Below are 22677 nucleotides of genomic sequence, written 5' to 3' on the forward strand. Positions count from 1 at the left end.
CCGTTGTCATCACGGCTTCACGGCGACAAAGGGTTTTGCCTGACGCGGCCTTTCGCCCATAATCGTTCTTTTTGGCCACACCCCATACCCCGCAGGAGCCCCATGGAGCAATTTCGCAATATCGGCATTATCGGTCGCCTGGGCAGTACCCAGGTGCTGGACACCGTCCGCCGGCTGAAAAAATTCCTGCTGGAACGCCACCTGCATGTGATCCTCGAAGACACCATCGCCGAAATCCTGCCGGGCCACGGCCTGCAAACCTCGTCGCGCAAGATGCTCGGCGAAGTGTGCGACATGGTGATCGTGGTCGGCGGCGATGGCAGCCTGCTCGGCGCAGCCCGGGCGTTGGCGCGGCATAATGTGCCGGTGTTGGGGATCAACCGGGGCAGCCTGGGTTTCCTCACCGATATCCGCCCCGATGAACTGGAAGTCGAAGTGGCCAAGGTGCTCGACGGCCATTACCTGGTGGAAAACCGCTTCCTGCTGCAAGCCGAAGTACGCCGCCACGGTGAAGCCATCGGCCAGGGCGATGCACTGAACGATGTGGTGCTGCACCCAGGCAAATCCACGCGGATGATCGAGTTCGAGCTGTACATTGACGGCCAGTTCGTGTGCAGCCAAAAGGCCGACGGCCTGATTGTCGCCACGCCTACCGGCTCCACGGCCTATGCGTTGTCAGCGGGTGGCCCGATCATGCATCCCAAGCTCGATGCCATTGTGATCGTGCCGATGTACCCCCATATGTTGTCCAGCCGGCCAATTGTGGTCGATGGCAACAGTGAGCTGAAAATCGTGGTGTCCAAAGACATGCAGATCTACCCGCAAGTCTCCTGCGACGGGCAGAACCATTTCACCTGCGCCCCCGGTGACACCATCACCGTGAGCAAGAAGGCACAGAAGTTGCGCTTGATCCATCCTCTGGATCACAACTACTACGAAGTGTGCCGCACCAAGTTGGGCTGGGGCAGCCGCTTGGGGGGTGGAGGCGACTGATGCTCGATCCCGCGCGTAGCTACGACCTGATTGGTGACGTGCACGGTTGCGCCCATACCCTTGAGCACCTGCTCGACCGGCTGGGTTACCAAAAGCAGGGCGGCACCTGGCGCCATCCCACGCGGATGGCGGTGTTCCTCGGCGATATCATCGACCGTGGCCCGCGTATCCGCGAGGCGCTGCATATCGTCCATGACATGGCCGAGGCCGGCCAGGCGCTGTGCATCATGGGCAACCACGAGTTCAACGCGCTGGGCTGGACCACACCGGCGCCGCCGGGTAGTGGCAAGCAGTTCGTGCGCGAGCACACCCCACGCCATGCGCGCTTGATCCACGAGACCCTGGCCCAGTTCGAGCACCACCCGGCTGACTGGCACGACTTCCTTGGCTGGTTCTACGACATGCCGCTGTTTGTCGACGCCGGACGCTTCCGCGTGGTGCATGCGTGCTGGGATGACGGCTTTATCGATCCGCTGCGCGCCACGTTCCCGGATGGCTGTATCGATCAGCACTTCCTGCAAGCCGCCGCGGTACCGGGCAGCTTTGCGTGCAATGCCTTCGACCGCTTGCTGCGCGGCACCGACATGCGCCTGCCCGATGGTCTGACGTTGACCGGTGGCGATGGCCTGACGCGCTCGTTCTTCCGTACCAAGTTCTGGGAAGACGATCCGAAAACCTACGGCGACATCGTGTTCCAGCCGGACGCACTGCCGGAGCCAGTGGCACGCACGCCGTTGTCGTCGACGGAGAAAAACTCCCTGCTGCGCTATGGCGTCGACGAGCCGTTGTTGTTCGTTGGCCATTACTGGCGCAGCGGCAAACCTGCACCGATCCGCGACAACCTGGCCTGCCTGGACTACAGCGCCGTGCTGTACGGCAAGTTGGTGGCGTATCGACTGGACCAGGAAGCCCAACTGGACCCGCGTAAATTTGTCTGGGTGGACGTTGAGCGCCCTGAGGTCATTGCATGAGTACCGTAGCTGTATTGCGTTTGCCCCTGAGCGTCGACCTGGGTGGTTTCGTCAAGTTGTTGCAACGCATGCAAGTGCCCCATCGCGTCAGCGAAGAGGGCGGAGAGCAGGTGCTGTGGGTGCCTGAAACCATTAGCGACGATGTGCGTGTGCTGTACCAGCGTTTCCCCGCCGGTGACCCGGACCAACAGCTGGATATTCCCGAGCAGGCGCCCGTTACCCGCCCAAGCTTCGTTCAACAACTGCGCATGAGCCCGGTCACGGCGCTGGTGTTGTTGGCGAGCATGGTTGTGGGTGCCGTGACCTTGCTTGGCGAAAACCTGCAAGCCATGGCCTGGCTGACCTTCCTGCCGTTCCGGGTGATGGGCGAGTACATCCAGTTCACGCCGCTGGCCGACAGCCTGGCCTCGGGGCAGTGGTGGCGGTTGGTTACGCCGATGCTGATCCACTTCGGCATCCTGCACCTGGCCATGAATGGCATGTGGTACTGGGAACTGGGCCGCCGTATCGAAGTGCGCCAGGGCAGTATCAATTTGCTGGGCTTGACCCTGTTGTTCAGCCTGGTCTCCAACTACGCGCAATACGCCTATGGCGGCCCCGGCCTGTTTGGTGGGTTGTCCGGCGTTTTGTATGGCCTGCTCGGGCACTGCTGGATTTTCCAATTACTGTCGCCGAACCCGGCCTATCGCCTGCCCCGTGGAGTGCTGGCGATGATGCTGATATGGCTGGTGCTGTGCATGTCGGGGCTGGTCTCGATGATCGGCTTCGGCGAAATCGCCAACGCGGCCCATGTGGGCGGCTTGGTCATCGGTTGCCTGACGGGTTTGCTGGGTGGGCTGTACAGCCGCCGCAAAGCCTCTATTTGATAAGGAAGAGCCTTATGTCCTCTTTTGCTGAAATGATCGAAAACATCACCCCGGACATCTACGAGAGTCTCAAGCTCGCCGTTGAAATCGGCAAATGGTCCGATGGCCGCAAACTCACCGCCGAGCAGCGCGAATTGTCCCTGCAAGCGGTGATCGCCTGGGAAATCCAGAACCTGCCGGAAGACCAGCGCACCGGCTATATGGGCCCGCAGGAATGCGCGTCCAAGTCGGCACCGGTGCCGAACATCCTGTTCAAGTCGGATGCGATCCATTGATTGAAATTGGTCGCGGTGCAGTCAGTAAAATGTCGGCTCAACTCGGTGAGCCGACCGTTCAATACGCGTTTCGTCTGGGTGATGTCGAGGTGCCGGTCAACCCGTTGATCGGTACTCACGTGCGCCTGGAATACCTCGGCGCCATCCATTGCAGCCATTGCGGCCGCAAGACCAAGACCAGTTTCAGCCAGGGCTATTGCTACCCGTGCATGACCAAACTGGCCCAGTGCGATCTGTGCATCATGAGCCCCGAGCGTTGCCATTACGATGCCGGCACCTGCCGTGATCCGGGCTGGGGCGAAAAATTCTGCATGACCGACCACGTGGTCTACCTGGCCAATTCGTCAGGCATCAAGGTCGGCATCACCCGCGCCACGCAATTGCCAACCCGATGGCTCGACCAGGGCGCCAGTCAGGCGCTGCCGATCATGCGGGTTGCGACTCGCCAGCAATCCGGTTTTGTCGAAGACCTGTTCCGCAGCCAAGTGGCTGACAAGACCAACTGGCGCGCGCTGCTCAAGGGCGATGCCGAGTCGGTGGACCTCAAGCAGGTACGCGATGAACTCTTTGCCTCCTGCGCCGAAGGCTTGCTCGGCTTGCAGGAACGCTTCGGCCTGCAGGCCATCCAACCGGTGACCGATATCGAGCCCATCGAAATCCGCTACCCGGTGGAGCAATATCCGGCCAAGATCGTCAGCTTCAACCTGGACAAGAACCCGATTGCCGAAGGCACGCTTCTGGGGATCAAGGGCCAGTACCTGATCTTCGACACCGGCGTAATCAACATTCGTAAGTACACGGCCTACCAGCTCGCCGTGCATCAGTAGAAGGATGCCACCCATGCGCACCGAACAACCGAAGATGATTTACCTTAAGGACTATCAGGCGCCGGACTACCTGATCGACGAGACACACCTGACCTTCGAGTTGTTCGAGGACCACAGCCTGGTCCACGCGCAGCTGGTGATGCGCCGCAACCCTGAGCGCGGCGCCGGCCTGCCGCCACTGGTGTTGGATGGTCAGCAACTGGAGTTGTTGACCGTCACCTTGGGCGACCACGAGCTGACGGCTTCGGACTACCAACTGACCGACAGCCACCTGACCCTGCACCCGACCAGCGAAACCTTCACCGTCGACACCAGCGTGCGCATTCACCCGGAAACCAATACCGCCCTGGAAGGTTTGTACAAGTCCAGCGGCATGTTCTGCACCCAGTGCGAGGCCGAAGGTTTCCGCAAGATCACCTACTACCTCGACCGCCCGGATGTGATGAGCACGTTCACCACCACGGTGATCGCCGAGCAGCACAGCTACCCGGTGCTCTTGAGCAACGGCAACCCGATTGCCAGCGGCCCTGGTGAAGACGGCCGTCACTGGGCGACCTGGGAAGACCCGTTCAAGAAGCCTGCCTACCTGTTTGCCCTGGTAGCCGGTGATCTGTGGTGTGTCGAAGATACCTTCACCACCATGACTGATCGTGAAGTCGCACTGCGCATCTACGTCGAGCCGGAAAATATCGACAAATGCCAGCACGCCATGACCAGCCTGAAGAAATCCATGCGCTGGGATGAAGAAACCTACGGCCGCGAGTACGACCTCGACATCTTCATGATCGTGGCGGTGAACGACTTCAACATGGGCGCCATGGAAAACAAGGGCCTGAACATCTTCAACTCCAGCGCCGTACTGGCCCGTGCCGAAACCGCCACCGATGCCGCGCACCAGCGTGTGGAGGCGATTGTCGCCCACGAGTACTTCCACAACTGGTCGGGCAACCGCGTGACCTGCCGCGACTGGTTCCAGCTGTCGCTCAAGGAAGGCTTTACCGTGTTCCGCGATTCGGGCTTCTCCGCCGACATGAACTCGGCCACGGTCAAGCGCATCCAGGACGTGGCGTACCTGCGCACGCACCAGTTCGCTGAAGACGCTGGCCCCATGGCCCACGCCGTACGTCCGGAAAGCTTTATCGAAATTTCCAACTTCTACACCCTGACCGTGTACGAAAAGGGCTCGGAAGTAGTTGGCATGATCCACACCTTGCTCGGCGCCGAAGGCTTCCGCAAGGGCAGTGACCTGTACTTTGAGCGCCACGACGGGCAAGCCGTGACCTGCGACGACTTTGTCAAAGCCATGGAAGATGCCAATGGCGCCGACCTGAGCCAGTTCAAGCGCTGGTACAGCCAGGCCGGTACGCCACGCCTCGCGGTAAGCGAGTCCTACGATGCCGCTGCCAAGACCTACAGCTTGACGTTCCGCCAAAGCTGCCCGGAAACCCCGGACAAGGTGGAAAAGCTGCCGTTCGTGATTCCAGTGGAATTGGGCCTGTTGGACGGGAAGGGCAACGGCATTGCGTTGCGCCTGGCCGGTGAGGCGACTGCGGCGGGTGTATCCCGCGTGATTTCGGTGACCGAAGCCGAGCAAACCTTCACCTTCGTCGATATCGCTGAGCAACCGTTGCCTTCGCTGCTGCGGGGCTTCTCGGCGCCGGCGAAGCTGAGCTTCCCGTACAACCGCGATCAGTTGATGTTCCTGATGCAGCACGACAGCGACGGTTTCAACCGTTGGGACGCCGGCCAGCAGTTGGCGGTGCAGGTGTTGCAGGAACTCATCGCTCAACATCAGCAGGGCCAGGCGTTGCACATGGATCAGCGCTTGATCACCGCGCTGCGCAGTGTGTTGAGCGACGAAAGCCTGGATCAGGCCATGGTTGCGGAAATGCTGTCGTTGCCGGGTGAAGCCTACCTGACTGAGATCAGCGAAGTGGCGGATGTAGATGCCATCCACGCCGCCCGCGAGTTTGCGCGCAAGCAACTGGCGGACAACCTGCACGAAGCGCTGTGGTTGCGCTACCAGGCCAATCGCGAGCTGTCCAAGCAAACGCCTTATGTGGCTGCGGCCGAGCATTTTGCTCGTCGTGCATTGCAGAACATCGCGTTGTCGTACCTGATGCTCAGTGGCAAACCGGAAGTGTTGGCGGCGACCATCGAGCAGTTCGACACTGCCGACAACATGACCGAACGCCTGACCGCGCTGGCAGTGCTGGTGAACTCGCCGTTCGACGCGGAGAAAGCCCAGGCACTGGCGGTGTTCGCGGAAAACTTCAAGGACAACCCGCTGGTCATGGACCAATGGTTCAGCGTGCAAGCGGGCAGCACCTTGCCGGGCGGCCTGGCGCGGGTCAAGGCGTTGATGGCGCACCCAGCGTTCAACATCAAGAACCCGAACAAAGTACGGGCACTGGTGGGCGCGTTTGCCGGGCAGAACCTGATCAACTTCCACGCGGCCGACGGCTCGGGTTATCGCTTCCTGGCGGACCTGGTGATCCAGCTGAACAGCCTTAACCCGCAGATCGCCTCACGCCAACTGGCGCCACTGACACGCTGGCGCAAATATGACGACGCGCGCCAGGCACTGATGAAGGCAGAGTTGGAGCGCATCCGTGCTTCCGGTGAGCTGTCGAGCGATGTGTTCGAGGTGGTCAGCAAGAGCCTCGCGTAAATCCAGTTCAGTTAAGGAAATCTGCCGCAGAAAAGCTCTTGTAGTGAGCGGGCTTGTCCCGCTCACTACAGATGCTGCGCTCGACATCCCACTGGTCTTAGCCTGAACAGGCACCTCATCCAGGGCGGGCCTCTGCTGCTGACATTTTCTGACAGTGGGCTCTGCTAAGCTGCGGCACTTTTTCCTTTTCGGTGGGATAAACGTGTCGAGAACCACTCGTCTACTGACGCTGTTGCAGGCGCTGCGCGGTAAGAAACGCCCGGTGACTGCTGCCGTCTTGGCAGCGCAGCTGGAGGTGTCCGAACGCACGCTCTATCGTGATATCGCTGAGCTGACGGCCTTGGGTGCGCCGATTTTTGGTGAGGCCGGGGTAGGGTATGTATTGCGTGCCGGCCTGTTTTTACCGCCATTGATGCTCAACGCCGAGGAAACCGAAGCCATCGTGCTGGGCCTGCGTTATGTGGACCAGCGCGGCGATGACGTGCTGAGCCGCGCCGCCGCCAACGCCCTGGCGAAAATCGCCGATGTACTCGATCCCGCCGCCCAGGAAGCGCTGCGCAACCCGACGCTGTTGCCTGGCCCGTCCGGCTTCGGCTACCCGGAAAACCGCGTGCCGCTCAATGTGTTTCGCGAAGCCATCCGTAACCAGGCCAAGTTGCATATCGACTATGCCGATGCCGCCCAGACTCAAAGTCAGCGCCTGATCTGGCCGTTGGCGCTGGGTTTTCTGAATGAGGTGCGGGTCATCGTCGCGTGGTGCGAGTTGCGTGAGGCCTATCGCACCTTTCGCACTGACCGCGTGGCTGCTGCAACGTCCCAGGGTGAGCGCTACCCAGGGCGGCGCGGTGACTTGCTGCGGGGCTGGCGCAAGCTGATGGAGCAGCAGGAAGCCGGGCCGTTCACTCCTGACAAAAACTGACACAACCCTGGCTTAGCATGGCGCCATAAATCACCAAAAAGGAGCTGTGCCATGTCCCTTCCTGAATTGGCCCCGGCCATCGTGGCCTATATCGCGGCCGCCAACACCGGTGACACCTCGGCTGTTGCCCAGTGTTTTGCCGATGATGCCAACGTATTCGATGAAGGCGAGCACCAGGTCGGTACTGCCGCCATTGCGCGGTGGATGGAAGACACCGGTCGTCGTTACCAGCCTCGGGTCGAGGTGCTCAACGTACAGCATCGCACCGGCAAGGTGTTGGTCAGCAATGTGGTCCACGGCAATTTTCCCGGCAGTCCGCTGGAGCTGCGTTACACCTTTCGCTTGAATGAGCAGGGCAAGATTTCACGACTGGATATCTCGCTGTAAGTCATACTGGCGCGCATGACTTTCGACTCGCCTCTCGCCGCTTACCAACATGCCATCGCCCAGCAAGGCTTCGTGCCCGACGACGCCCAGCGCCGGGCGGTGGACGCTTTGCAGGCGTGCCACGAAGCCTTGCACCACGGTCGCTCGCCGATCACCGGCGTTTACCTGTGGGGGCCGGTGGGTCGTGGCAAGACGTGGTTGATGGACCAGTTCTTCCAGAGCCTGCAAGTACCCGCCCGGCGTCAGCACTTTCATCACTTCATGGGATGGGTGCACCAACGTTTGTTCCAGCTCACCGGCACCCATGATCCCTTGCAGGCATTGGCCCGCGAGTTAAGCCGGGAAGTGCGTGTGCTGTGTTTTGATGAGCTGTTCGTCAATGACATCGGTGACGCGATCATCCTCGGTCGCCTGTTCCAGGTAATGTTCGAGGAGGGCGTGGTGATGGTCAGCACGTCCAATCAGCCACCGGACCAGCTGTATGCCGATGGTTTCAATCGTGAGCGCTTCTTGCAGGGTATCGAGGCGATCAAGCGGCATATGCAGGTTGTGGCGGTGGATGGCGTCGAAGACCATCGCCTGCATCCGGGCGTTGGCCTGCAGCGCTATTGGGTCAATCAGCCGGATGCGCTTGCCGCGTTGTTCAAGCAATTGAGCGAGGGGCAGGCCATCTCCGAGGGGGCAGTCGGCGTGGGTCATCGAACCCTCGTGGCGGTGCGCTCCAGCGACAGCGTGCTGTGGTGCCGATATGCCGACCTGTGCGAGCAAGCGCTGTCGGCGATGGACTTCATGCTGCTGTGCGATCGGTTCAAGGCCATTCTGTTGGGCGAAGTCCCGAATCTGAGCGCCCAGACACGTCCGGGCCGGATCGCCCGTGGCACCGAGGATGGTGCGCAACGTGTAGAGGCCGGCGATCGCGAGCTGCCGGCATTGTCGGTGCACGATGACAGTGTGCGGCGTTTCATTGCGCTGGTGGATGAGTGCTATGACCGCAAGGTGCCGCTGTTCATCGAGGCCAAGGTGCCTCTGGACCAGCTCTACACCGAAGGCTACTTGGAGTTTGCGTTCCGTCGCACCCTGAGCCGCTTGCAAGAGATGCAGTTGCAGCGTTTCGGCGGCTAGGAAAAATGTCTGTATAGCGCCCGTGGCACCTGTTTGATACGTGCAACCTTCGTGCTTTCTGTCGGGTATTTGTAGTTAATCTCCTTCATCTGCGTCCGGCTCCACGCTTACAATCGTCCCTCTCAATGGGAACCGGTTCCCTTGTTGTCGTGATCGAGGAAGGAAATGGACACCCCAGACATCCTGGTGCTGCAAGCAAGCTACACAAACCCTGTACACGCGCAAGCCATTGGCAAGGTGCTTAATCATTACGCGCAGGACCCCATGGGCGGCGGCCAGACCCTGTCCGCCGACTTGTTGGAGCAACTGCCTGCCGAATTGGCCAAGCGTGCTCATGCATTCAGCGTGCTGGCGTTCGTCGGGGGGGAGCCGGCAGGGTTGGTCAATTGCTTTGAAGGGTTCTCGACCTTTGCCTGCCGTCCCTTGGTCAACGTCCACGATGTGGTGGTGATGCAGGCGTTCCGTGGCTTGGGGTTGAGTCAGAAGATGCTGCAGAAGGTTGAAGAGATCGCGCGCCAGCGCGGTTGCTGCAAGATCACCCTTGAAGTGCTGGAGGGCAATACGGTTGCGCAGTCGGCGTACCGCAAATTCGGTTTCGAGGATTCGATCTTTGATCCAGCCCATGGCCGCATGTTGTTCTGGAAGAAATCACTTTAATAAATAACATGCATAAAAAAGGCGCCATTAGATGGCGCCAAGTTAACCTTTGCCAAAGGAGCGGAATGGCATAGGGTCCTGCGGATTAAGTCAGCGTTAAATCAACTTTTCGGAAGCTGTTCCGAACTTTTTTCTTCAACGGTAGAAGTTTTTACGCTTTTGCCATCGGCGGCGGCAGTCTGTTCAGTGGTGCCGTGGGTTTGTTGCTGGACGAGGTTGAAGTTGTTGTAGAACTCTTTCGAACGCTCTGAACCGCCTTCGGCAAAGGCGGCGGCCGAGGTCAGGGTCATCAGGCTGGCAAGCATCAAAGTCGAGAGTTTCATTGTGGTATTCCCATTAAGAGTGATAGGTGCCCAGTCGTTCCGTGATTAGGTTCATGGGGCGACTATAGGGCTATCTTATTAAGGGGGAATTAACGCGTGGATGCCCCGAAGTTAACGTTTTTGTTAACTTCGGGAAGGGGGAGGGATAATCAACTCAATGATTATTTGAGCACTACGCCGGCAGCGTCCGGGCTCTTTGGCTTGAGCAAGCTGAAATCAATCAGACTCTTTTGTTGGCGTGCGTAGGGGTTGCCAATCAAGCGTGGTCGCGGTTTGAAGCTGTCGTTGACCAGGCTCTTGCTGCGGTCCCATTCATCGAAACTCAGCCCGGCCAGGTCGGCCCAGGTGTGAATCAGTTGCGAGCTGCTGTACGGGCGCTGCAAGTCTGCCGCAAAGCTCCAGTCGTGGGTTTCACGCCACTTGGGCGAGGCGTAGGCCATGAATGGAATGGTGTACATCGGCGCAGTCGGCTTGCCCTCGTTACGCCCCAGCGTGTTGTGGCCCGCCGAGTCGTAGACGTCCTCACCGTGGTCCGACAGGTACAGCAGGAAGCCATTCGGGTCGGTCTTGGCGTAGTCCTTGATCAGGCTCGAGACGACGAAGTCGTTGTACAGCACGGCGTTGTCGTAGCTGTTGTAGATCGGCAGTTGTTCATCGCTGATGCCGTCGGGCACACCCTGGCGGTCAGTGAATTTGTCGAAAGTTTCCGGGTAGCGGTACTGGTAGCTCATGTGGGTGCCCAGCAGGTGTACCACGATGAACTTGCGTTCGGCGGTATCGGCCAGGGCCTTGGAGAACGGTGCCAGCACGTCGCCGTCGTATTGGCGGGCGTTCTGGTTGCGGTTGTTGTTCAAGTACACCTGTTCGTCGGCCTGTTCGGAAAAGGTCGTGAGCATGGTGTTGCGCTTGGTCATGGTCTGCTGGTTGGTGATCCAGAAGGTCTTGTAGCCGGCCTGTTTCATCACGCTGACGATCGACGGCGTCTTGAGGTACAGGTCCGGGTTCTCTTCGTCAGCGAAGGTCAGCACCTGTTGCAGCGCTTCGATGGTGTAAGGGCGCGGGGTGATGACGTTATCGAACACGGCCAATTGGTCGCGCAGCTTGTCCAGTTCCGGCGTGGTATTGCGCGGGTAACCGTAGAGGCTCATGCGCTGGCGGTTGGTGGACTCACCGATGACCAGCACCAAGGTCGACGGCTGGCCGGCCATGGTGTCCTTGAGGTTCTTCAAGGGCGGAATCTGGCTGGCACTGGTCAGCATGCCTTGCATGTTGTTCAGTTGTTCGGTGTAGCGGCGATAGGCAACGATCATCTGCCAAGGCACTGCTGGCTCGATGCGGGTTTCGAAGCGCTCGATGGCTTGTTCCCGGGTGTCGCTGGTGGCGAACTGCTTGACCAGCGGATAACCGACAACGGCTACCACAATGGCGACGGCTGCCAATATCGACTGGCCACGCGGCAGGTAGACCGGGCGCAGGCGTGTCCACAGGAAGACCGCCATGGCGGTATGGGCGATGAACGCCAATATGATCCACCAGGCAAAGTACTGGGTGGCATATTCGCCCGCTTCAGAGATGTTCGACTCGAACATGATGAAGATGACGCTCTGGGAAAACTCCTGCTGGTAAATGAAGAAGTAACCCAGGCTGGCCATGGAGCAGGCCCACAGCACCACACCGATCAAGGCTGCGAGCAGGCGCGTGCGGCGCGGGAACAGCAGCATGGGCGCCAGCCACAGCGCACTCATGAAGAAGGCTTGACGGAAACCACTGAAGCCGGACGTGCCGGTCAGTTGGATAAGGAGTTGGGTGATACCCGAGAAATACCAGAAAAACAGAAATAGCCAGCCAAGGCCGGCCCAGTCAAAGCCTTTCGCAGTCGTCGTGCTGCGTTTGAACATCGCCATCCAGCGCCCCATCAGTCAATGATTGCCGCGCATAGGCGCACGACATCGGGCCGCTCAGTAAGTGAGCGGCATCGCGGATCGGGAGTATCGGGAGCGGAGTGTGAAAACTTTGTGAGTTTTCTGTAGGTATTGCCTTACAAAGCTTTAACGGGAGCTGCTCAGCAGAGCGTGGTCTTGGCGCTGGAGGCCTGATCCAGCTGGGCTTGCAGGTGTGAACGCAGGCGCAGGACTTCCTGCTGCAACTGATCACGTTCGTCTTTCAACTGGCGCAGTTCATCACGACGGACAGTGACGTAGAGGGTCTGCGGCGGACGGGTCATGTGTGCTGTGCTCATTGCTTACCTCGCAAATAGCCGGTAGATCGCGGTGCCGGAGTGCTCGGATCGAGGTGCTCGGCAACAGTCGGCAGCAAGTCTGAATTCTTTTTTTGGGCAATGGAACTTTTTTATTTTTGGTGGTCGTGTGACTTTTGCCGGGGTGATGCTGAAACGATGGCAACTTTTTTGTCATGAAACTACACGTATCTGCTCTGGACTAACCCTCATTAGCCTCATTGCGCTATAAACTATGTCACACATTTTTTAGTAGTTAGGAGCATCAGCACATGCAACTGGGGATTATCGGACTAGGCCGCATGGGCGGTAACATTGCGCGGCGCCTGATGCTCAATGGGCATACCACCGTTGTATACGACCGTAACGAAGCCTTCGTCAAAGGCTTGAGCGAGGAGGGCGCCACCGGTGTCGCCGACTTGAAAGCCCTGGTGGCCGGCCTGCAAAAGCCGCGCGCCGTGTGGGTGATGTTGCCTGCAGGCGCCCCCACCGAAGACACCATCAACGAGCTGAGCACGCTGCTGGAAAGCGGTGATGTGATCATCGATGGTGGCAACACCATGTACAAGGATGACATCCGTCGCGCTAAGGCCCTGTCGGAAAAAGGCCTGCATTACGTTGACGTCGGCACCTCGGGTGGCGTCTGGGGTCTGGAGCGTGGCTACTGCATGATGATCGGTGGCGACACCGAAACCGTACAGCGCCTCGATCCGATCTTCAAAAGCCTGGCGCCGGGCCTGGGTAACATCCCGCGCACCAAGGACCGTTCCAGCTCCGCCGACAGCCGTGCCGAGCAAGGTTACATCCATGCAGGCCCTGCGGGTTCCGGGCATTTCGTGAAGATGATCCACAACGGCATCGAGTACGGGATGATGCAGGCCTTTGCCGAAGGTTTTGACATTCTCAAGACCAAAAACTCGGAGAGCCTGCCGGAGCACGAACGCTTCGACCTCAACGTCGCCGACATCGCCGAAGTGTGGCGCCGTGGCAGCGTGGTGTCGTCGTGGTTGCTGGACCTGACCGCCGACGCCCTGGCCACCGACCCGAAACTCGACGGCTACTCCGGCTCCGTGGCCGACAGCGGCGAAGGTCGCTGGACCATCGAAGCCGCCATGGAACAAGCCGTGCCAGTGCCCGTGCTGTCCACTTCGTTGTTCGCCCGTTTCCGTTCGCGCCAGCAGAGCACCTACGGTGACAAAATGCTGTCTGCCATGCGCTTCGGCTTTGGCGGCCACGTGGAGACCTCCAAAAAATGACCGCCAACGGCAAGAAATCCAAGGCCGAACCCGCTCCGCCCACCACACTGTTTCTGTTTGGTGCCCATGGTGATTTGGTAAAGCGCCTGCTCATGCCGGCGCTGTACAACCTCAGCCGTGACGGGCTGCTGGGCGATGGCCTGCGTATTGTTGGCGTTGATCACAACGCCATCAGTGATGCCGACTTCGCCAAGAAGCTCGAGGATTTCATTCGTACCGAAGCTGCCAGCAAAGTCAGGGGCAATGCCGAAAACGCATTGGACCCTGAACTGTGGGCGCAGTTGGCCAAAGGCATCAGCTACGTCGAGGGCGACTTCCTTGACGACAGCACATACGTCGACATTGGTAAGAAAATCGCCGACAGCGGTACCGGCAATGCGGTGTTTTATCTGGCTACCGCGCCGCGCTTCTTCAGTGAAGTGGTGCAGCGCCTTGGCAGTGCCGGCTTGCTGAATGAAACCGAGGATGGCTTCCGCCGCGTGGTCATCGAAAAACCATTCGGTTCCGACCTGGCCACCGCTGAAGCCTTGAACGCATGTCTGCTCAAGGTGATGAGCGAGAAGCAGATCTATCGCATCGACCATTACCTGGGCAAGGAAACGGTGCAGAACATCCTGATCAGCCGTTTCTCCAACGTGCTGTTCGAAGCGTTCTGGAACAACCATTATATCGACCACGTGCAGATCACTGCGGCGGAAACCGTCGGTGTGGAAACCCGGGGTAATTTCTTCGAGAAAACCGGCACCCTGCGCGACATGGTGCCCAATCACCTGTTCCAGTTGCTGGCGATGGTAGCCATGGAGCCGCCGGCGGCGTTCGGCGCCGATGCTGTACGTGGTGAGAAGGCCAAGGTGGTAGGGGCGATCCGGCCGTGGTCCCTGGAGGATGCGCGGGTCAACTCGGTACGCGGTCAGTACACCGCTGGAGAAATCGGCGGCAAGCCACTGCCCGGCTACCGCGAAGAAGCCAATGTGGCGCCCGACAGCAGCACCGAGACTTTCGTCGCCCTCAAGGTGATGATCGACAACTGGCGCTGGGTGGGCGTGCCGTTCTACCTGCGCACCGGCAAGCGCATGAGCATTCGCGACACCGAGATCGTGATTTGCTTCAAGCACGCGCCTTATGCGCAATTTCGCGACACGGATGTGGATGAACTCAAGCCCACTTACCTGAAAATCCAGATCCAGCCCAATGAAGGCATGTGGTTCGACCTGCTGGCCAAAAAGCCTGGGCCGACCCTGGAAATGGCCAATATCGAGTTGGGGTTCGACTACAAGGATTTCTTCGAGATGCAGCCGTCGACGGGTTACGAAACCCTGATTTACGACTGCATGACTGGCGATCAAACCCTGTTCCAGCGTGCCGATAACATTGAGAACGGTTGGCGGGCGGTGCAGCCGTTTCTCGACGCCTGGAAGGAGGATGACGGTATCCAGGCCTATAAGGCTGGTGAAGACGGCCCGGCAGCCGCCGACGAACTGTTGGCCCGCGATGGCCGCACTTGGCACAGCCTCGGATGAGTGACGCAGCGATTCATCCCATCCGATTTGTCTTGAGTGATATGGACGGGACGCTCTTGCGCCCCGATCACCTGCCTAGCCAGCGCACCCTGGATACAGTGCGCGCGCTGCGTGACGCCGGTGTGTTCTTCAGCCTGGCCAGCGGGCGACCGCCCAAGGCCATGTTGCAGATGGTCGAAGCGTTCGGCATCGACATACCGGTGGCCGGCTTCAATGGCGGTACGCTGGTCAACCCGGACGGCAGTGTGTTGGTCGCCCATCACTTGCCAGCGGAAGCGGCGCTGATCACCCTGGCGCTGTTTTCGGCGGAGCCGGACGTGGAAGTCTGGCTGTTCGCCGACGGCGAATGGCTGCGTCGTGATCCGCCAGGACCGATGGTGGCCGTGGAAGCGGCGGGCTTGGGTTATGGACCGTTGGTGGTGGAAAGTTTCGAGCCCTACCTGGATCGTGTCGACAAGATCGTTGCCGCCAGCCACAACACACAATTGCTGGTGGAGCTGGAGGCGCGGTTGCAACCCAAGGTGCAGGGCTTGGCCCATGCGTCGCGCTCGCAACCGATTTACCTGGATGTGACTGCCTTGAAGGCCAATAAGGGCGAAGCCTTGAAAACCTTGGCGGCGCACCTTGGCGTGCCGCTGGAACAGACGGCAGCCATCGGCGATGGCGGCAATGACCCGGCCATGTTTGCAGTCGCCGGGTTGTCGATCGCCATGGGTCAGGCTGAAGAAGTAGTGAAGCAGCAAGCGAACGTGGTCACCGGCACCAACCACGAAGACGGTGCCGCTGAAGCCATCGAGCACTTTGTACTGAACCGTTAGAACCGCAGTGGCCTGCTCGGGGACGCCAACAATGGCGGCTCCCGAGTCGCCAACTTTCATGACTTCGCTCGAACATTGACTATGAAGTAGCGCAAGCCATGTTTTTATCGAGAAAGCCGAATCGACGTTGCGTTAATTACTTCGGCATTGCCCACGATTGCAACTGGTAGCCATCTTTGTCGAGTTCGGCGCGGGCTTGCAGCAATAAGTCTTCAAGTTGTGCCGGGTCGGTATAGGCACTCGAAGACAGCTGTTTGCGGCCGATCCGGGTATTGGTACGGTCGATGACGCTCAGGCTCAGGGCGCCGTTGCCATCGTGCCAGGCTACGCACTGAAAGGGCTGGAAAGCACGGTCTGCGATCAAAAGAGCTTCGTTGATGCGGAGCGGGGCGTTCATGTGGGTCTTCTCTCTAAATGCCCGTTCAAGTGAAATGCCGTCGGTTGGGCTGACCGTGCGGCGGGTTACTTGTACTGATGCACGATGGCGGGGTACGGGTCACATGTTAGAACCATAAATTTCAACTTTCTGTGATTAGCGTCATGTAAGCGGCTGTTTTGAAAGCTGAATGAAAGTTTGCGAACAGCGAAACTTTTTCCGGCATGAGGTGAGGGCATGGCTTTTGGCCGCTCACTTATAGCGAAACGGTACAAAGCAGGCGTCAAGATCTTGCTAGGGTTACTAGGAGCTGCCACAAACGCTTGTTTCTAAATAACTTTAACAATTTTGACGCCAGGGAATAGTCATGGTTGTTACACCTGTCCAGCGCCGCTTGCTCGTGGTCGACCCGTGTGACGACTGTCACGGCCTATTGCCTGGTTTACGCGGCGTCGGGTGGGAGGTAGACAGTTGCAGCCTGGAGGCTGTGGGCGAGCGCTCTTGCGATGTCGGCCTGTTGCGCTTGCAGCCCTATCATCTGGAGCGGCCTGAGGCGGTCAAGGAGTTGATCAGTCGTAGCGGCACCGAGTGGATCGCCGTGCTCAGTCAGGATGTGCTGCGCCTGCAAAACGTCGGTGATTTTGTCTGCGAATGGTTTTTTGACTTTCACACCTTGCCGTTCGATGTCTCCAGGGTGCAAGTCACTCTGGGCCGTGCCTTTGGCATGGCGCGCTTACGTGGTAAATGCCATGCGCGGGTCGACGAACCTGAGCATGAACTGCTCGGCGATAGCCGTCCGATCCGAGAGCTGCGCAAGCTGCTGGCCAAACTGGCGCCTACTGAGTCTCCGGTATTGATCCGCGGTGACAGCGGCACCGGTAAGGAGCTGGCGGCCAAGACCCTGCATCGCCAGTCCCAGCGCCATGCCAAGCCCTTTGTCGCGATCAATTGCGGCGCTATTCCCGAACACCTGATCCAGTCCGAACTGTTCGGCCACGAGAAGGGCGCGTTTACCGGTGCTCACCAGCGTAAGGTCGGGCGGATCGAAGCCGCCCATGGCGGCACGCTGTTCCTCGACGAGATCGGCGACTTGCCCATGGAACTGCAAGCCAACCTGTTGCGCTTCCTGCAAGAGAAGCAGATAGAGCGGGTAGGGGGCAGCCAGCCCATTCCGGTGGATGTGCGAGTGCTGGCCGCGACGCACGTTGACCTGGAAGCCGCTGTGGCCAAGGGCACTTTCCGTGAAGACCTGTATTACCGGCTCAACGTCTTGCAGGTGGTGACCGCGCCGTTACGTGAGCGTCACGGCGATGTAGGGATGCTGGCCAACCATTTTTCCCACTTCTACAGCCAGGAAACCGGCCGTCGCCCTCGCAGTTTCAGTGAGGATGCGTTGGTGGCCATGGGCGAGCACCAGTGGCCGGGCAATGTGCGGGAGTTGGCCAACCGCGTGCGGCGCGGCCTGGTGCTGGCGGAAGGGCGACAGATTGAAGCCGCCGATTTGGGCTTGCAAAGCCGGCAGGCAATCGCGCCAGTGATGGCTACACTGGAAGATTACAAGCACCGTGCCGAACGCCAGGCGCTGTGCGATGTGCTCAACCGGCACAGCGACAACCTGAGTGTCGCCGCCCGCGTGCTGGGCGTGTCCCGGCCGACGTTCTACCGGTTGCTGCACAAACACCAGATCCGCTAGGGCGGGTAAACCGAAAAGCCCCGCAACGACCCTTATCGTTGCGGGGCTTTTCCTTGCGCGGCTTTTAGAAGTAGTACGGGAACTTCAGGCTGAAGCTGAACGATGGTGCGTCAGGAGTTATGCCAATGGCCAGGTTCGGCACGATGGTCAGATTGTCGCTGGCCGCGATGGTCATGCCGACGTTGAAGTAACCGGCATTGGCATCACTGGAAACCACCGACTGCCAATCCTGCCCATCAGGCTTGAGCCTGCTTTTACGTTGCACCAGGTCGGACACCGAGAACGACATACTCATTTTCTCGTTCAAGGCAAAGGCTACGCCGGCACCTATCTGGAAACTATCCCCCAGTTGTACCTTGCCAGGCACCTTCTGGCCGACGTTGGCGCTGATGTCACTGAAAGATTCTTCCAGGTTATGGGTGTAAGACAGCGAGCCGAACAGCACGGCCGGGTCGAACGTCTTGACCAGGGAGATGCCCGGTGTGATCGACCAGACACCATTACCCGTAGGCAGGTTTTCCGGTACGAAAAGGTTGGTGTTGTTGGGGGATTGGACCAGCTTGATACCAAACGGGTCTTCGCCGGTTGGCGCCTTGACCCGTACCGACACCACCGCATCCGGCAGGTTGATGCTCTCGTCGAGGAACTTATAGGCAATCCCGAAGTTGACGTCACCGATCGTCGGGTTGCGCGTGACTGACTGTTCAGAGGTTGCCGTACCGCTGCCACCGTTGGCGCCACCGGACTGATAGGTCGATTCTCGATAGACAACCGGTACGTTCACATCGAACTGCCAGCGATTGTCGAGGTTGTAGCGGCCGGTAAGGTCGACCGTCCAGTTATCTGACTTGATCCGGTCCAGGTTGATGTTGCCGAGGAAGATCGAGTCCAGTGCCAAGAAGCCGTTCAGCGTTAGCTGGCGCGCATCGTAGCGAGAGTAAGTGACACCGGTCTCAAAGCTGAACTTGCCGTTACCGAAGAAGCCACTGGCCTCGTTGTACAAGTTGCTCACGCTTTGTGCGGGAGCCGAATCGTCCTTCAATGACTGGCCATAAGAGGCCCCGCCCGCAGCCCCACCCGAAGCAGCAGCGGCGCCCACACCAGGTGTATTGCCTGCGACCGTCGTGCCGCCTTTCTGGAAGTCGGCCGGCGATTTGGCCAGGCGCTTGGGTGCTGGCGTCGCCGGTTGGTCTTCCACTTGCCTTACGCGTTGTTCCAGCACCGCCAGTGCTTTTTGCTGCACTTCGTAACGTTGCTTGAGCTCCAGCAGTTCCTTTTTCAATGTGTCTATATCGGCGTCCGGCGCGGCATACAGCACGGATGCTGGCAGGAGCGTACTCAAACAAATTACGGCACGTAACGATAACGATCGATGCATGAAATAAGCCGTCCCTTTCTTAAAGCGTAAGTGTCGAGGCTCAGCGTAGTTCAAGAACCTGGAGTGCGTAGTCCCTTGAGTTGATTAAGGTTGAGATTCTGCGCCAAGTTGTTCAAGGCAGGATTTCCAAGGACAACATTGAGCTGAGTCATGTTGTTAATGAAGTTGCTGTTGCCTTGAATAACCGTGCCTTGCAACACGTTGCCTCCGCCAATTTGCTGTAGTGCATTACCCTGGTTGTTGTTAGCCAAGAGCGCCAGTTGCAACCCGCCATTGACGGCCGATACCGTCACCTGGCCTGCGGCTGTGCCACCGGTAATCGGTTGACCTGCGACCAATGCCTGGCCTGACTGCACAATATTGGCCGGTGACAGGCCGTTTTGCGTGACATTGATGTCCACGCCGTTATTGGCCGTATTACCGTCACCGGCGGCGCGCACGCTTTGGGTCACGCCCTGGCCGGTACCCAGGCCGCTGCCACCGATGACCGTTCCGGTGCCGTTGGGCTGTTTCGAGATACCGGTGCCGTCATGACCGGTGACTTGTACGTAAAACTGCGGGGTAATCGTGGATGAGTTGATCTGCATGCTGGCGGTGCCCGTGACAGTTGCGCCGGTGGAGTTGGTCCACGTGGTGCTCATGACCAAGCCAAAACTGATAATCCGCCCCGGCATCACAAAGCGCCCGCGCAAATCGGCCAGTTCCGCATCCTTAAGCTCGATCGGCTTGAACGCCGATGCTGCATGAGCGGGCATTGAGGCTGCCAGGCACATGACCGTCAGCCAACGGTAGGTGTTCATTGTGTGCTCCTGGAGCGTCCTGCTCCGTATGCGCTTCTAGAAGAAGTCGCTTTGTATGAAACCGAAGTCCATCAATTCACTGTCCCGGACTGGGGCGAACTCGTTCAGCTTGTTTTTGGCGGTCAGGGGCGTAGGTGGGGTGAGCAGGGCATTGCCCTTGTCGTAGCCTTCGCCGAGGACGGCGAACACGATGCCGTTCCAGCCTTTGATGAAGTCGTCTCGTGTATAACGCTTGTTGCCCAGGACGGAGTCGCCGATGTACACCCAGTCCTTATCGGCCCGTTGCATCACCACGAAGTGCTTGTAGCCACGGATGTCCAGCAGCACGATCACGGGTACTTTTACCGTGAGCAGCGTCTCGCCATTGATCCGATAGCCCCTGGCACGCATACCAATGCTTTCCAGGTAACGCTTCATGTCCAGCATCGAGAAACCCTGAGTGCGAACCAGATCCTGGTCGGCGTTGATCAGCATGCCTTTGATCACATGCTCTTCATCCACATCTTTCCAGTAGGCCTGGCGCAGGATGGTTGCCAGGGCGGCGGCGCCACAGCTGAAATCGGTTTTTTGTTCCACCAGGTTGGCGAATTTGCGCTCGCGGATGCTTTCGACATTCTTGTAGATCACTGCGCCATTGGGCATGACCACAGCCATTTGCCCCGCCCAGGTCGGGCCGGTGAGTGTCAGCAGAAGGAGGAAGGCAACGAGGCGCATGATCGTATGACCTGTTGGACACTGGAAATAAAAAGGGCCTTGTTGCCAAGGCCCTATCTGGATCAGAAGCGAGTGATTGCTACGTTGTTCTGACCTTGGTTGTTGCTGCCCGACAGGGAGTTGGAGTTCATTACCCCACTGCCATAGTTCATCGAGCTGTTGATGCTGGCGTTGTTCACGACAGGTTTGCTGTTCCAGCCGTGGCCGCTGGAGTTGAAGGTCAGGTTGGCTGACACGTCCTGCACGCCGGTGACCGTTGCGGCACCGCCGTCACCATTACCCGAGGCAATGGCAACGCTGCTGCTGGCTTGGTTGGAGGTGCCCGCTGCAGCGTTCAGTTGAGTGATACCCGAGTTGTGGTTGCCACTGTCGTTGAGAGAGGCATTGTTACGTGTGCCGTTGTTGACCACCACGTTGCCGGTGTTGGATTGTGCGGTGCCGGTGCTGGAGAACACGAAGTCCGCATCGCCGGAAATGATGGCCACGTCGTTTTTGCCTTGGTTGTTGTCACCACTCAGGGAGTTGCTGTTGGTCACGCCGCTGTTGTGGTTGTTGGAGTCATTGATCGAGGCGTTATTCTTGGTTTTGTCATTGATCACCAAGTTGCCATGGTTGCTTTGACCATCCAGGGTGGTCGCCGCCGCTGTGGTAGGTGCGTGATAACCGCCTGCTTGAGCTGCAACAGCCATGAGTGCTGCGAGAGCGAAAGCCAGTGGTTTGAGAGCCATTGAAGTTTTCATGGTGTAACTCCTTGCTTCTATTAGTTGGTTAAGTGTTGGTACGGTCTAGCTATCGACTCAGCTCCATCAGTTGAGTCGTAAGTTCAGGGTGTTAGCCACTCGGTTCCCCACCCCGGCGCTCTGGTTGACCTGTACCACTCCACGGCTGCCGGTGAAGGCCTGGTCGCTGGTCACGACCTGGCGGCTGCCAGTGGTAGAGGTCAATCCTGAGTCGGTTGCCAACGTCACGTTCTGCTGCGACATGACGCTGTCATCGATGCTTTGCGGCCCGGCATTCACGCTGATCCGCACGGCATTGATCATCTGGTTCTGCGCACCGGCCGACTGATTCACGCTCAGTGCACCGTTGCCATTGCTGAAAGAGTTGCCCTGGATCGCGGCTTTGGCGTTCAGGGAGCGGTCGTTGGGAACACCGCTGATTTTTTGCGTGATGGTCATGTTCGACTGGGCGTTGTGGCCCGTCGAAATGGCGATGTTGTTGCTCAATTGCTGTTGGTCGCCGGCGGCCTGGTTGACCAGGGCCACGCCGTTGTACTGAGTGCCCGAGTTATCGATGGTGGCGTTGTTGTTGCTGTCGGCCATCGCCGCTGTGCAACCAAGCGCCGCGAGCAGCATCCAGGAGCGCTTCATTTCATCGCTCCCCCAACCATGCCGCTGATGTTATTCAAGGGGGCCAGGCCGCTGGAGACCGCCCCATTGATCGTTCCCGCAATGCTGCTGCCACTGCCGGAGCCACTCGCGCTACCGGCGCCCAGGCCAATGCCGCCGCCGTTGTTGCTCAGACCTGGGAGGTTGCCTCCAGGCAAAATGCTACGAGTGATGCTGGCACCGCTGCTGACCCTGGCGAAATCACTGTCGCCCAGTTCGCTGGTAGCACGCAGTACCTGTGACGAGGGGTTGGCATTTACGGTGGTGGGGTTGGGGTCGACGCCGGGTGAACGGCCGGCCATGTGGCCTTGGACGGTGCGCTGGATCACAATCACGCCATCATCGGCCGCAAACACGGGAAGGCTTGCACTGGCACTCAGTACGCAGCTGATAAGCAGGAGGCTCAGAGAGCCTGGATTGTGTGTGTCCACGGCAGTGTTCCTTATTCTTCGCGCTGACCCTAAACAGCGTTGTCAGGGAAAGAGCA

At 59.0% G+C, this 22677-nt stretch carries 24 protein-coding genes; 14 read left to right on the forward strand and 10 right to left on the reverse strand.

Features of this window, described 5'->3' with window-relative positions; all coding sequences use genetic code 11:
- The first annotated feature begins 102 nt into the window (after nt 1-102).
- From AC07V4_RS19205 to AC07V4_RS19250, 10 genes are all read left to right on the forward strand, one after another.
- Nucleotides 103-993 carry an NAD(+) kinase gene (locus AC07V4_RS19205; protein ID WP_003217892.1) on the forward strand — a complete coding sequence of 297 codons (891 nt, stop codon included), beginning with the start codon at nt 103-105 and terminating at the stop codon, nt 991-993.
- A complete protein-coding gene (locus AC07V4_RS19210; protein ID WP_492636717.1) occupies nt 990-1964 on the forward strand; it encodes a metallophosphoesterase in 975 nt (324 codons plus the stop codon). The genes AC07V4_RS19205 and AC07V4_RS19210 overlap by 4 nt, the downstream gene beginning before the upstream one ends.
- Nucleotides 1961-2830, forward strand: a complete 870-nt coding sequence (locus AC07V4_RS19215) for a rhomboid family intramembrane serine protease (RefSeq protein ID WP_431752062.1) — start codon at nt 1961-1963, stop codon at nt 2828-2830. Before AC07V4_RS19210 ends, AC07V4_RS19215 begins: the two co-directional genes overlap by 4 nt.
- A 14-nt stretch (nt 2831-2844) precedes the next feature.
- Nucleotides 2845-3105 (forward strand): YeaC family protein, encoded by a 261-nt coding sequence (locus tag AC07V4_RS19220; RefSeq protein WP_016972751.1) that lies wholly within the window; start codon nt 2845-2847, stop codon nt 3103-3105.
- A complete protein-coding gene (locus AC07V4_RS19225) occupies nt 3102-3932 on the forward strand; it encodes a DUF2797 domain-containing protein (protein ID WP_492636718.1) in 831 nt (276 codons plus the stop codon). Before AC07V4_RS19220 ends, AC07V4_RS19225 begins: the two co-directional genes overlap by 4 nt.
- Nucleotides 3933-3945: 13 nt before the next feature.
- On the forward strand, nt 3946-6603 hold the full coding sequence (pepN, locus tag AC07V4_RS19230; RefSeq protein WP_492636510.1) for an aminopeptidase N: 2658 nt from the start codon (nt 3946-3948) through the stop codon (nt 6601-6603).
- A gap of 202 nt (nt 6604-6805) precedes the next feature.
- On the forward strand, nt 6806-7522 hold the full coding sequence (locus tag AC07V4_RS19235; RefSeq protein WP_492636511.1) for a helix-turn-helix transcriptional regulator: 717 nt from the start codon (nt 6806-6808) through the stop codon (nt 7520-7522).
- A gap of 51 nt (nt 7523-7573) precedes the next feature.
- Nucleotides 7574-7909, forward strand: a complete 336-nt coding sequence (locus tag AC07V4_RS19240; RefSeq protein WP_492636512.1) for a nuclear transport factor 2 family protein — start codon at nt 7574-7576, stop codon at nt 7907-7909.
- A gap of 15 nt (nt 7910-7924) precedes the next feature.
- Nucleotides 7925-9031: a cell division protein ZapE gene (zapE, locus tag AC07V4_RS19245; protein ID WP_492636513.1), complete on the forward strand. Its 1107-nt coding sequence runs from the start codon at nt 7925-7927 to the stop codon at nt 9029-9031.
- Nucleotides 9032-9196: 165 nt separating this feature from the next.
- Nucleotides 9197-9688, forward strand: coding sequence for a GNAT family N-acetyltransferase (locus AC07V4_RS19250; RefSeq protein ID WP_431752974.1), 492 nt, complete (start codon nt 9197-9199; stop codon nt 9686-9688).
- A gap of 101 nt (nt 9689-9789) precedes the next feature.
- Here the strand turns inward: AC07V4_RS19250 and AC07V4_RS19255 are convergent, their stop codons facing one another.
- The 3 genes from AC07V4_RS19255 to AC07V4_RS19265 all read right to left on the reverse strand — a co-directional run bounded on the left by AC07V4_RS19255 (nt 9790) and on the right by AC07V4_RS19265 (nt 12250).
- Entirely contained in the window at nt 9790-10011 is a 222-nt protein-coding gene (locus tag AC07V4_RS19255) for a hypothetical protein (protein WP_492636514.1), read from the reverse strand.
- Nucleotides 10012-10172: 161 nt separating this feature from the next.
- Entirely contained in the window at nt 10173-11915 is a 1743-nt protein-coding gene (locus AC07V4_RS19260; protein WP_492636515.1) for a phosphoethanolamine transferase CptA, read from the reverse strand.
- Nucleotides 11916-12073: 158 nt separating this feature from the next.
- Nucleotides 12074-12250, reverse strand: coding sequence for a DUF6026 family protein (locus AC07V4_RS19265; protein ID WP_492636516.1), 177 nt, complete (start codon nt 12248-12250; stop codon nt 12074-12076).
- 269 nt (nt 12251-12519) lie between these two features.
- Between AC07V4_RS19265 and gnd the strand changes: the two genes are divergently transcribed.
- The 3 genes from gnd to AC07V4_RS19280 are packed head-to-tail and all read left to right on the forward strand — an operon-like array spanning nt 12520 to nt 15841.
- A complete protein-coding gene (gene gnd / locus AC07V4_RS19270; protein ID WP_492636517.1) occupies nt 12520-13503 on the forward strand; it encodes a phosphogluconate dehydrogenase (NAD(+)-dependent, decarboxylating) in 984 nt (327 codons plus the stop codon).
- Nucleotides 13500-15023, forward strand: a complete 1524-nt coding sequence (gene zwf / locus AC07V4_RS19275) for a glucose-6-phosphate dehydrogenase (RefSeq protein WP_492636518.1) — start codon at nt 13500-13502, stop codon at nt 15021-15023. The genes gnd and zwf overlap by 4 nt, the downstream gene beginning before the upstream one ends.
- Nucleotides 15020-15841, forward strand: coding sequence for an HAD family hydrolase (locus tag AC07V4_RS19280; RefSeq protein ID WP_492636519.1), 822 nt, complete (start codon nt 15020-15022; stop codon nt 15839-15841). Before zwf ends, AC07V4_RS19280 begins: the two co-directional genes overlap by 4 nt.
- Nucleotides 15842-15977: 136 nt before the next feature.
- On the opposite strand, the gene AC07V4_RS19285 is transcribed toward AC07V4_RS19280, so the two are convergent.
- Nucleotides 15978-16238: a hypothetical protein gene (locus tag AC07V4_RS19285; RefSeq protein ID WP_492636520.1), complete on the reverse strand. Its 261-nt coding sequence runs from the start codon at nt 16236-16238 to the stop codon at nt 15978-15980.
- A 346-nt stretch (nt 16239-16584) separates the two neighbouring features.
- On the opposite strand from AC07V4_RS19285, the gene AC07V4_RS19290 reads away from it, so the two are divergent.
- On the forward strand, nt 16585-17910 hold the full coding sequence (locus AC07V4_RS19290; protein ID WP_492636521.1) for a sigma-54 dependent transcriptional regulator: 1326 nt from the start codon (nt 16585-16587) through the stop codon (nt 17908-17910).
- Nucleotides 17911-17974: 64 nt separating this feature from the next.
- Here the strand turns inward: AC07V4_RS19290 and fapF are convergent, their stop codons facing one another.
- The 6 genes from fapF to fapA all read right to left on the reverse strand — a co-directional run bounded on the left by fapF (nt 17975) and on the right by fapA (nt 22621).
- Nucleotides 17975-19288, reverse strand: a complete 1314-nt coding sequence (fapF, locus tag AC07V4_RS19295; RefSeq protein ID WP_492636522.1) for a fibril amyloid transporter FapF — start codon at nt 19286-19288, stop codon at nt 17975-17977.
- A 50-nt stretch (nt 19289-19338) separates the two neighbouring features.
- Nucleotides 19339-20088 (reverse strand): fibril amyloid subunit FapE, encoded by a 750-nt coding sequence (gene fapE, locus AC07V4_RS19300; protein ID WP_492636523.1) that lies wholly within the window; start codon nt 20086-20088, stop codon nt 19339-19341.
- A gap of 36 nt (nt 20089-20124) precedes the next feature.
- Nucleotides 20125-20802, reverse strand: a complete 678-nt coding sequence (gene fapD / locus AC07V4_RS19305; RefSeq protein ID WP_492636524.1) for a fibril amyloid maturation endopeptidase FapD — start codon at nt 20800-20802, stop codon at nt 20125-20127.
- A 62-nt stretch (nt 20803-20864) separates the two neighbouring features.
- On the reverse strand, nt 20865-21542 hold the full coding sequence (fapC, locus tag AC07V4_RS19310; protein ID WP_492636525.1) for an amyloid-like fimbrin subunit FapC: 678 nt from the start codon (nt 21540-21542) through the stop codon (nt 20865-20867).
- Between the two features lie 66 nt (nt 21543-21608).
- The gene (gene fapB, locus AC07V4_RS19315) at nt 21609-22172 is read right to left on the reverse strand and encodes a fibril amyloid subunit FapB (protein WP_492636526.1); all 564 of its coding nucleotides are present in this window, start codon (nt 22170-22172) and stop codon (nt 21609-21611) included.
- A complete protein-coding gene (gene fapA, locus AC07V4_RS19320; protein ID WP_492636527.1) occupies nt 22169-22621 on the reverse strand; it encodes a fibril amyloid chaperone protein FapA in 453 nt (150 codons plus the stop codon). The genes fapB and fapA overlap by 4 nt, the downstream gene beginning before the upstream one ends.
- Nucleotides 22622-22677: the final 56 nt, after the last annotated feature.

Source organism: Pseudomonas sp. GW821-FHT03A09 (genome assembly GCF_059421065.1).

Coding starts and splice junctions, on each gene's coding strand:
- fapD (WP_492636524.1), bottom strand. CDS start 20,802: ATGCGCCTCGTTGCCTTCCTCCTTCTGCTGACACTCACCGGCCCGACC.
- AC07V4_RS19265 (WP_492636516.1), bottom strand. CDS start 12,250: ATGAGCACAGCACACATGACCCGTCCGCCGCAGACCCTCTACGTCACT.
- fapC (WP_492636525.1), bottom strand. CDS start 21,542: ATGAAAACTTCAATGGCTCTCAAACCACTGGCTTTCGCTCTCGCAGCA.
- zapE (WP_492636513.1), top strand. CDS start 7,925: ATGACTTTCGACTCGCCTCTCGCCGCTTACCAACATGCCATCGCCCAG.
- gnd (WP_492636517.1), top strand. CDS start 12,520: ATGCAACTGGGGATTATCGGACTAGGCCGCATGGGCGGTAACATTGCG.
- fapB (WP_492636526.1), bottom strand. CDS start 22,172: ATGAAGCGCTCCTGGATGCTGCTCGCGGCGCTTGGTTGCACAGCGGCG.
- fapF (WP_492636522.1), bottom strand. CDS start 19,288: ATGCATCGATCGTTATCGTTACGTGCCGTAATTTGTTTGAGTACGCTC.
- AC07V4_RS19280 (WP_492636519.1), top strand. CDS start 15,020: ATGAGTGACGCAGCGATTCATCCCATCCGATTTGTCTTGAGTGATATG.
- fapE (WP_492636523.1), bottom strand. CDS start 20,088: ATGAACACCTACCGTTGGCTGACGGTCATGTGCCTGGCAGCCTCAATG.
- AC07V4_RS19220 (WP_016972751.1), top strand. CDS start 2,845: ATGTCCTCTTTTGCTGAAATGATCGAAAACATCACCCCGGACATCTAC.
- AC07V4_RS19285 (WP_492636520.1), bottom strand. CDS start 16,238: ATGAACGCCCCGCTCCGCATCAACGAAGCTCTTTTGATCGCAGACCGT.
- AC07V4_RS19290 (WP_492636521.1), top strand. CDS start 16,585: ATGGTTGTTACACCTGTCCAGCGCCGCTTGCTCGTGGTCGACCCGTGT.
- zwf (WP_492636518.1), top strand. CDS start 13,500: ATGACCGCCAACGGCAAGAAATCCAAGGCCGAACCCGCTCCGCCCACC.
- AC07V4_RS19260 (WP_492636515.1), bottom strand. CDS start 11,915: ATGGCGATGTTCAAACGCAGCACGACGACTGCGAAAGGCTTTGACTGG.
- AC07V4_RS19250 (WP_431752974.1), top strand. CDS start 9,197: ATGGACACCCCAGACATCCTGGTGCTGCAAGCAAGCTACACAAACCCT.
- AC07V4_RS19240 (WP_492636512.1), top strand. CDS start 7,574: ATGTCCCTTCCTGAATTGGCCCCGGCCATCGTGGCCTATATCGCGGCC.
- pepN (WP_492636510.1), top strand. CDS start 3,946: ATGCGCACCGAACAACCGAAGATGATTTACCTTAAGGACTATCAGGCG.
- AC07V4_RS19205 (WP_003217892.1), top strand. CDS start 103: ATGGAGCAATTTCGCAATATCGGCATTATCGGTCGCCTGGGCAGTACC.
- AC07V4_RS19215 (WP_431752062.1), top strand. CDS start 1,961: ATGAGTACCGTAGCTGTATTGCGTTTGCCCCTGAGCGTCGACCTGGGT.
- AC07V4_RS19255 (WP_492636514.1), bottom strand. CDS start 10,011: ATGAAACTCTCGACTTTGATGCTTGCCAGCCTGATGACCCTGACCTCG.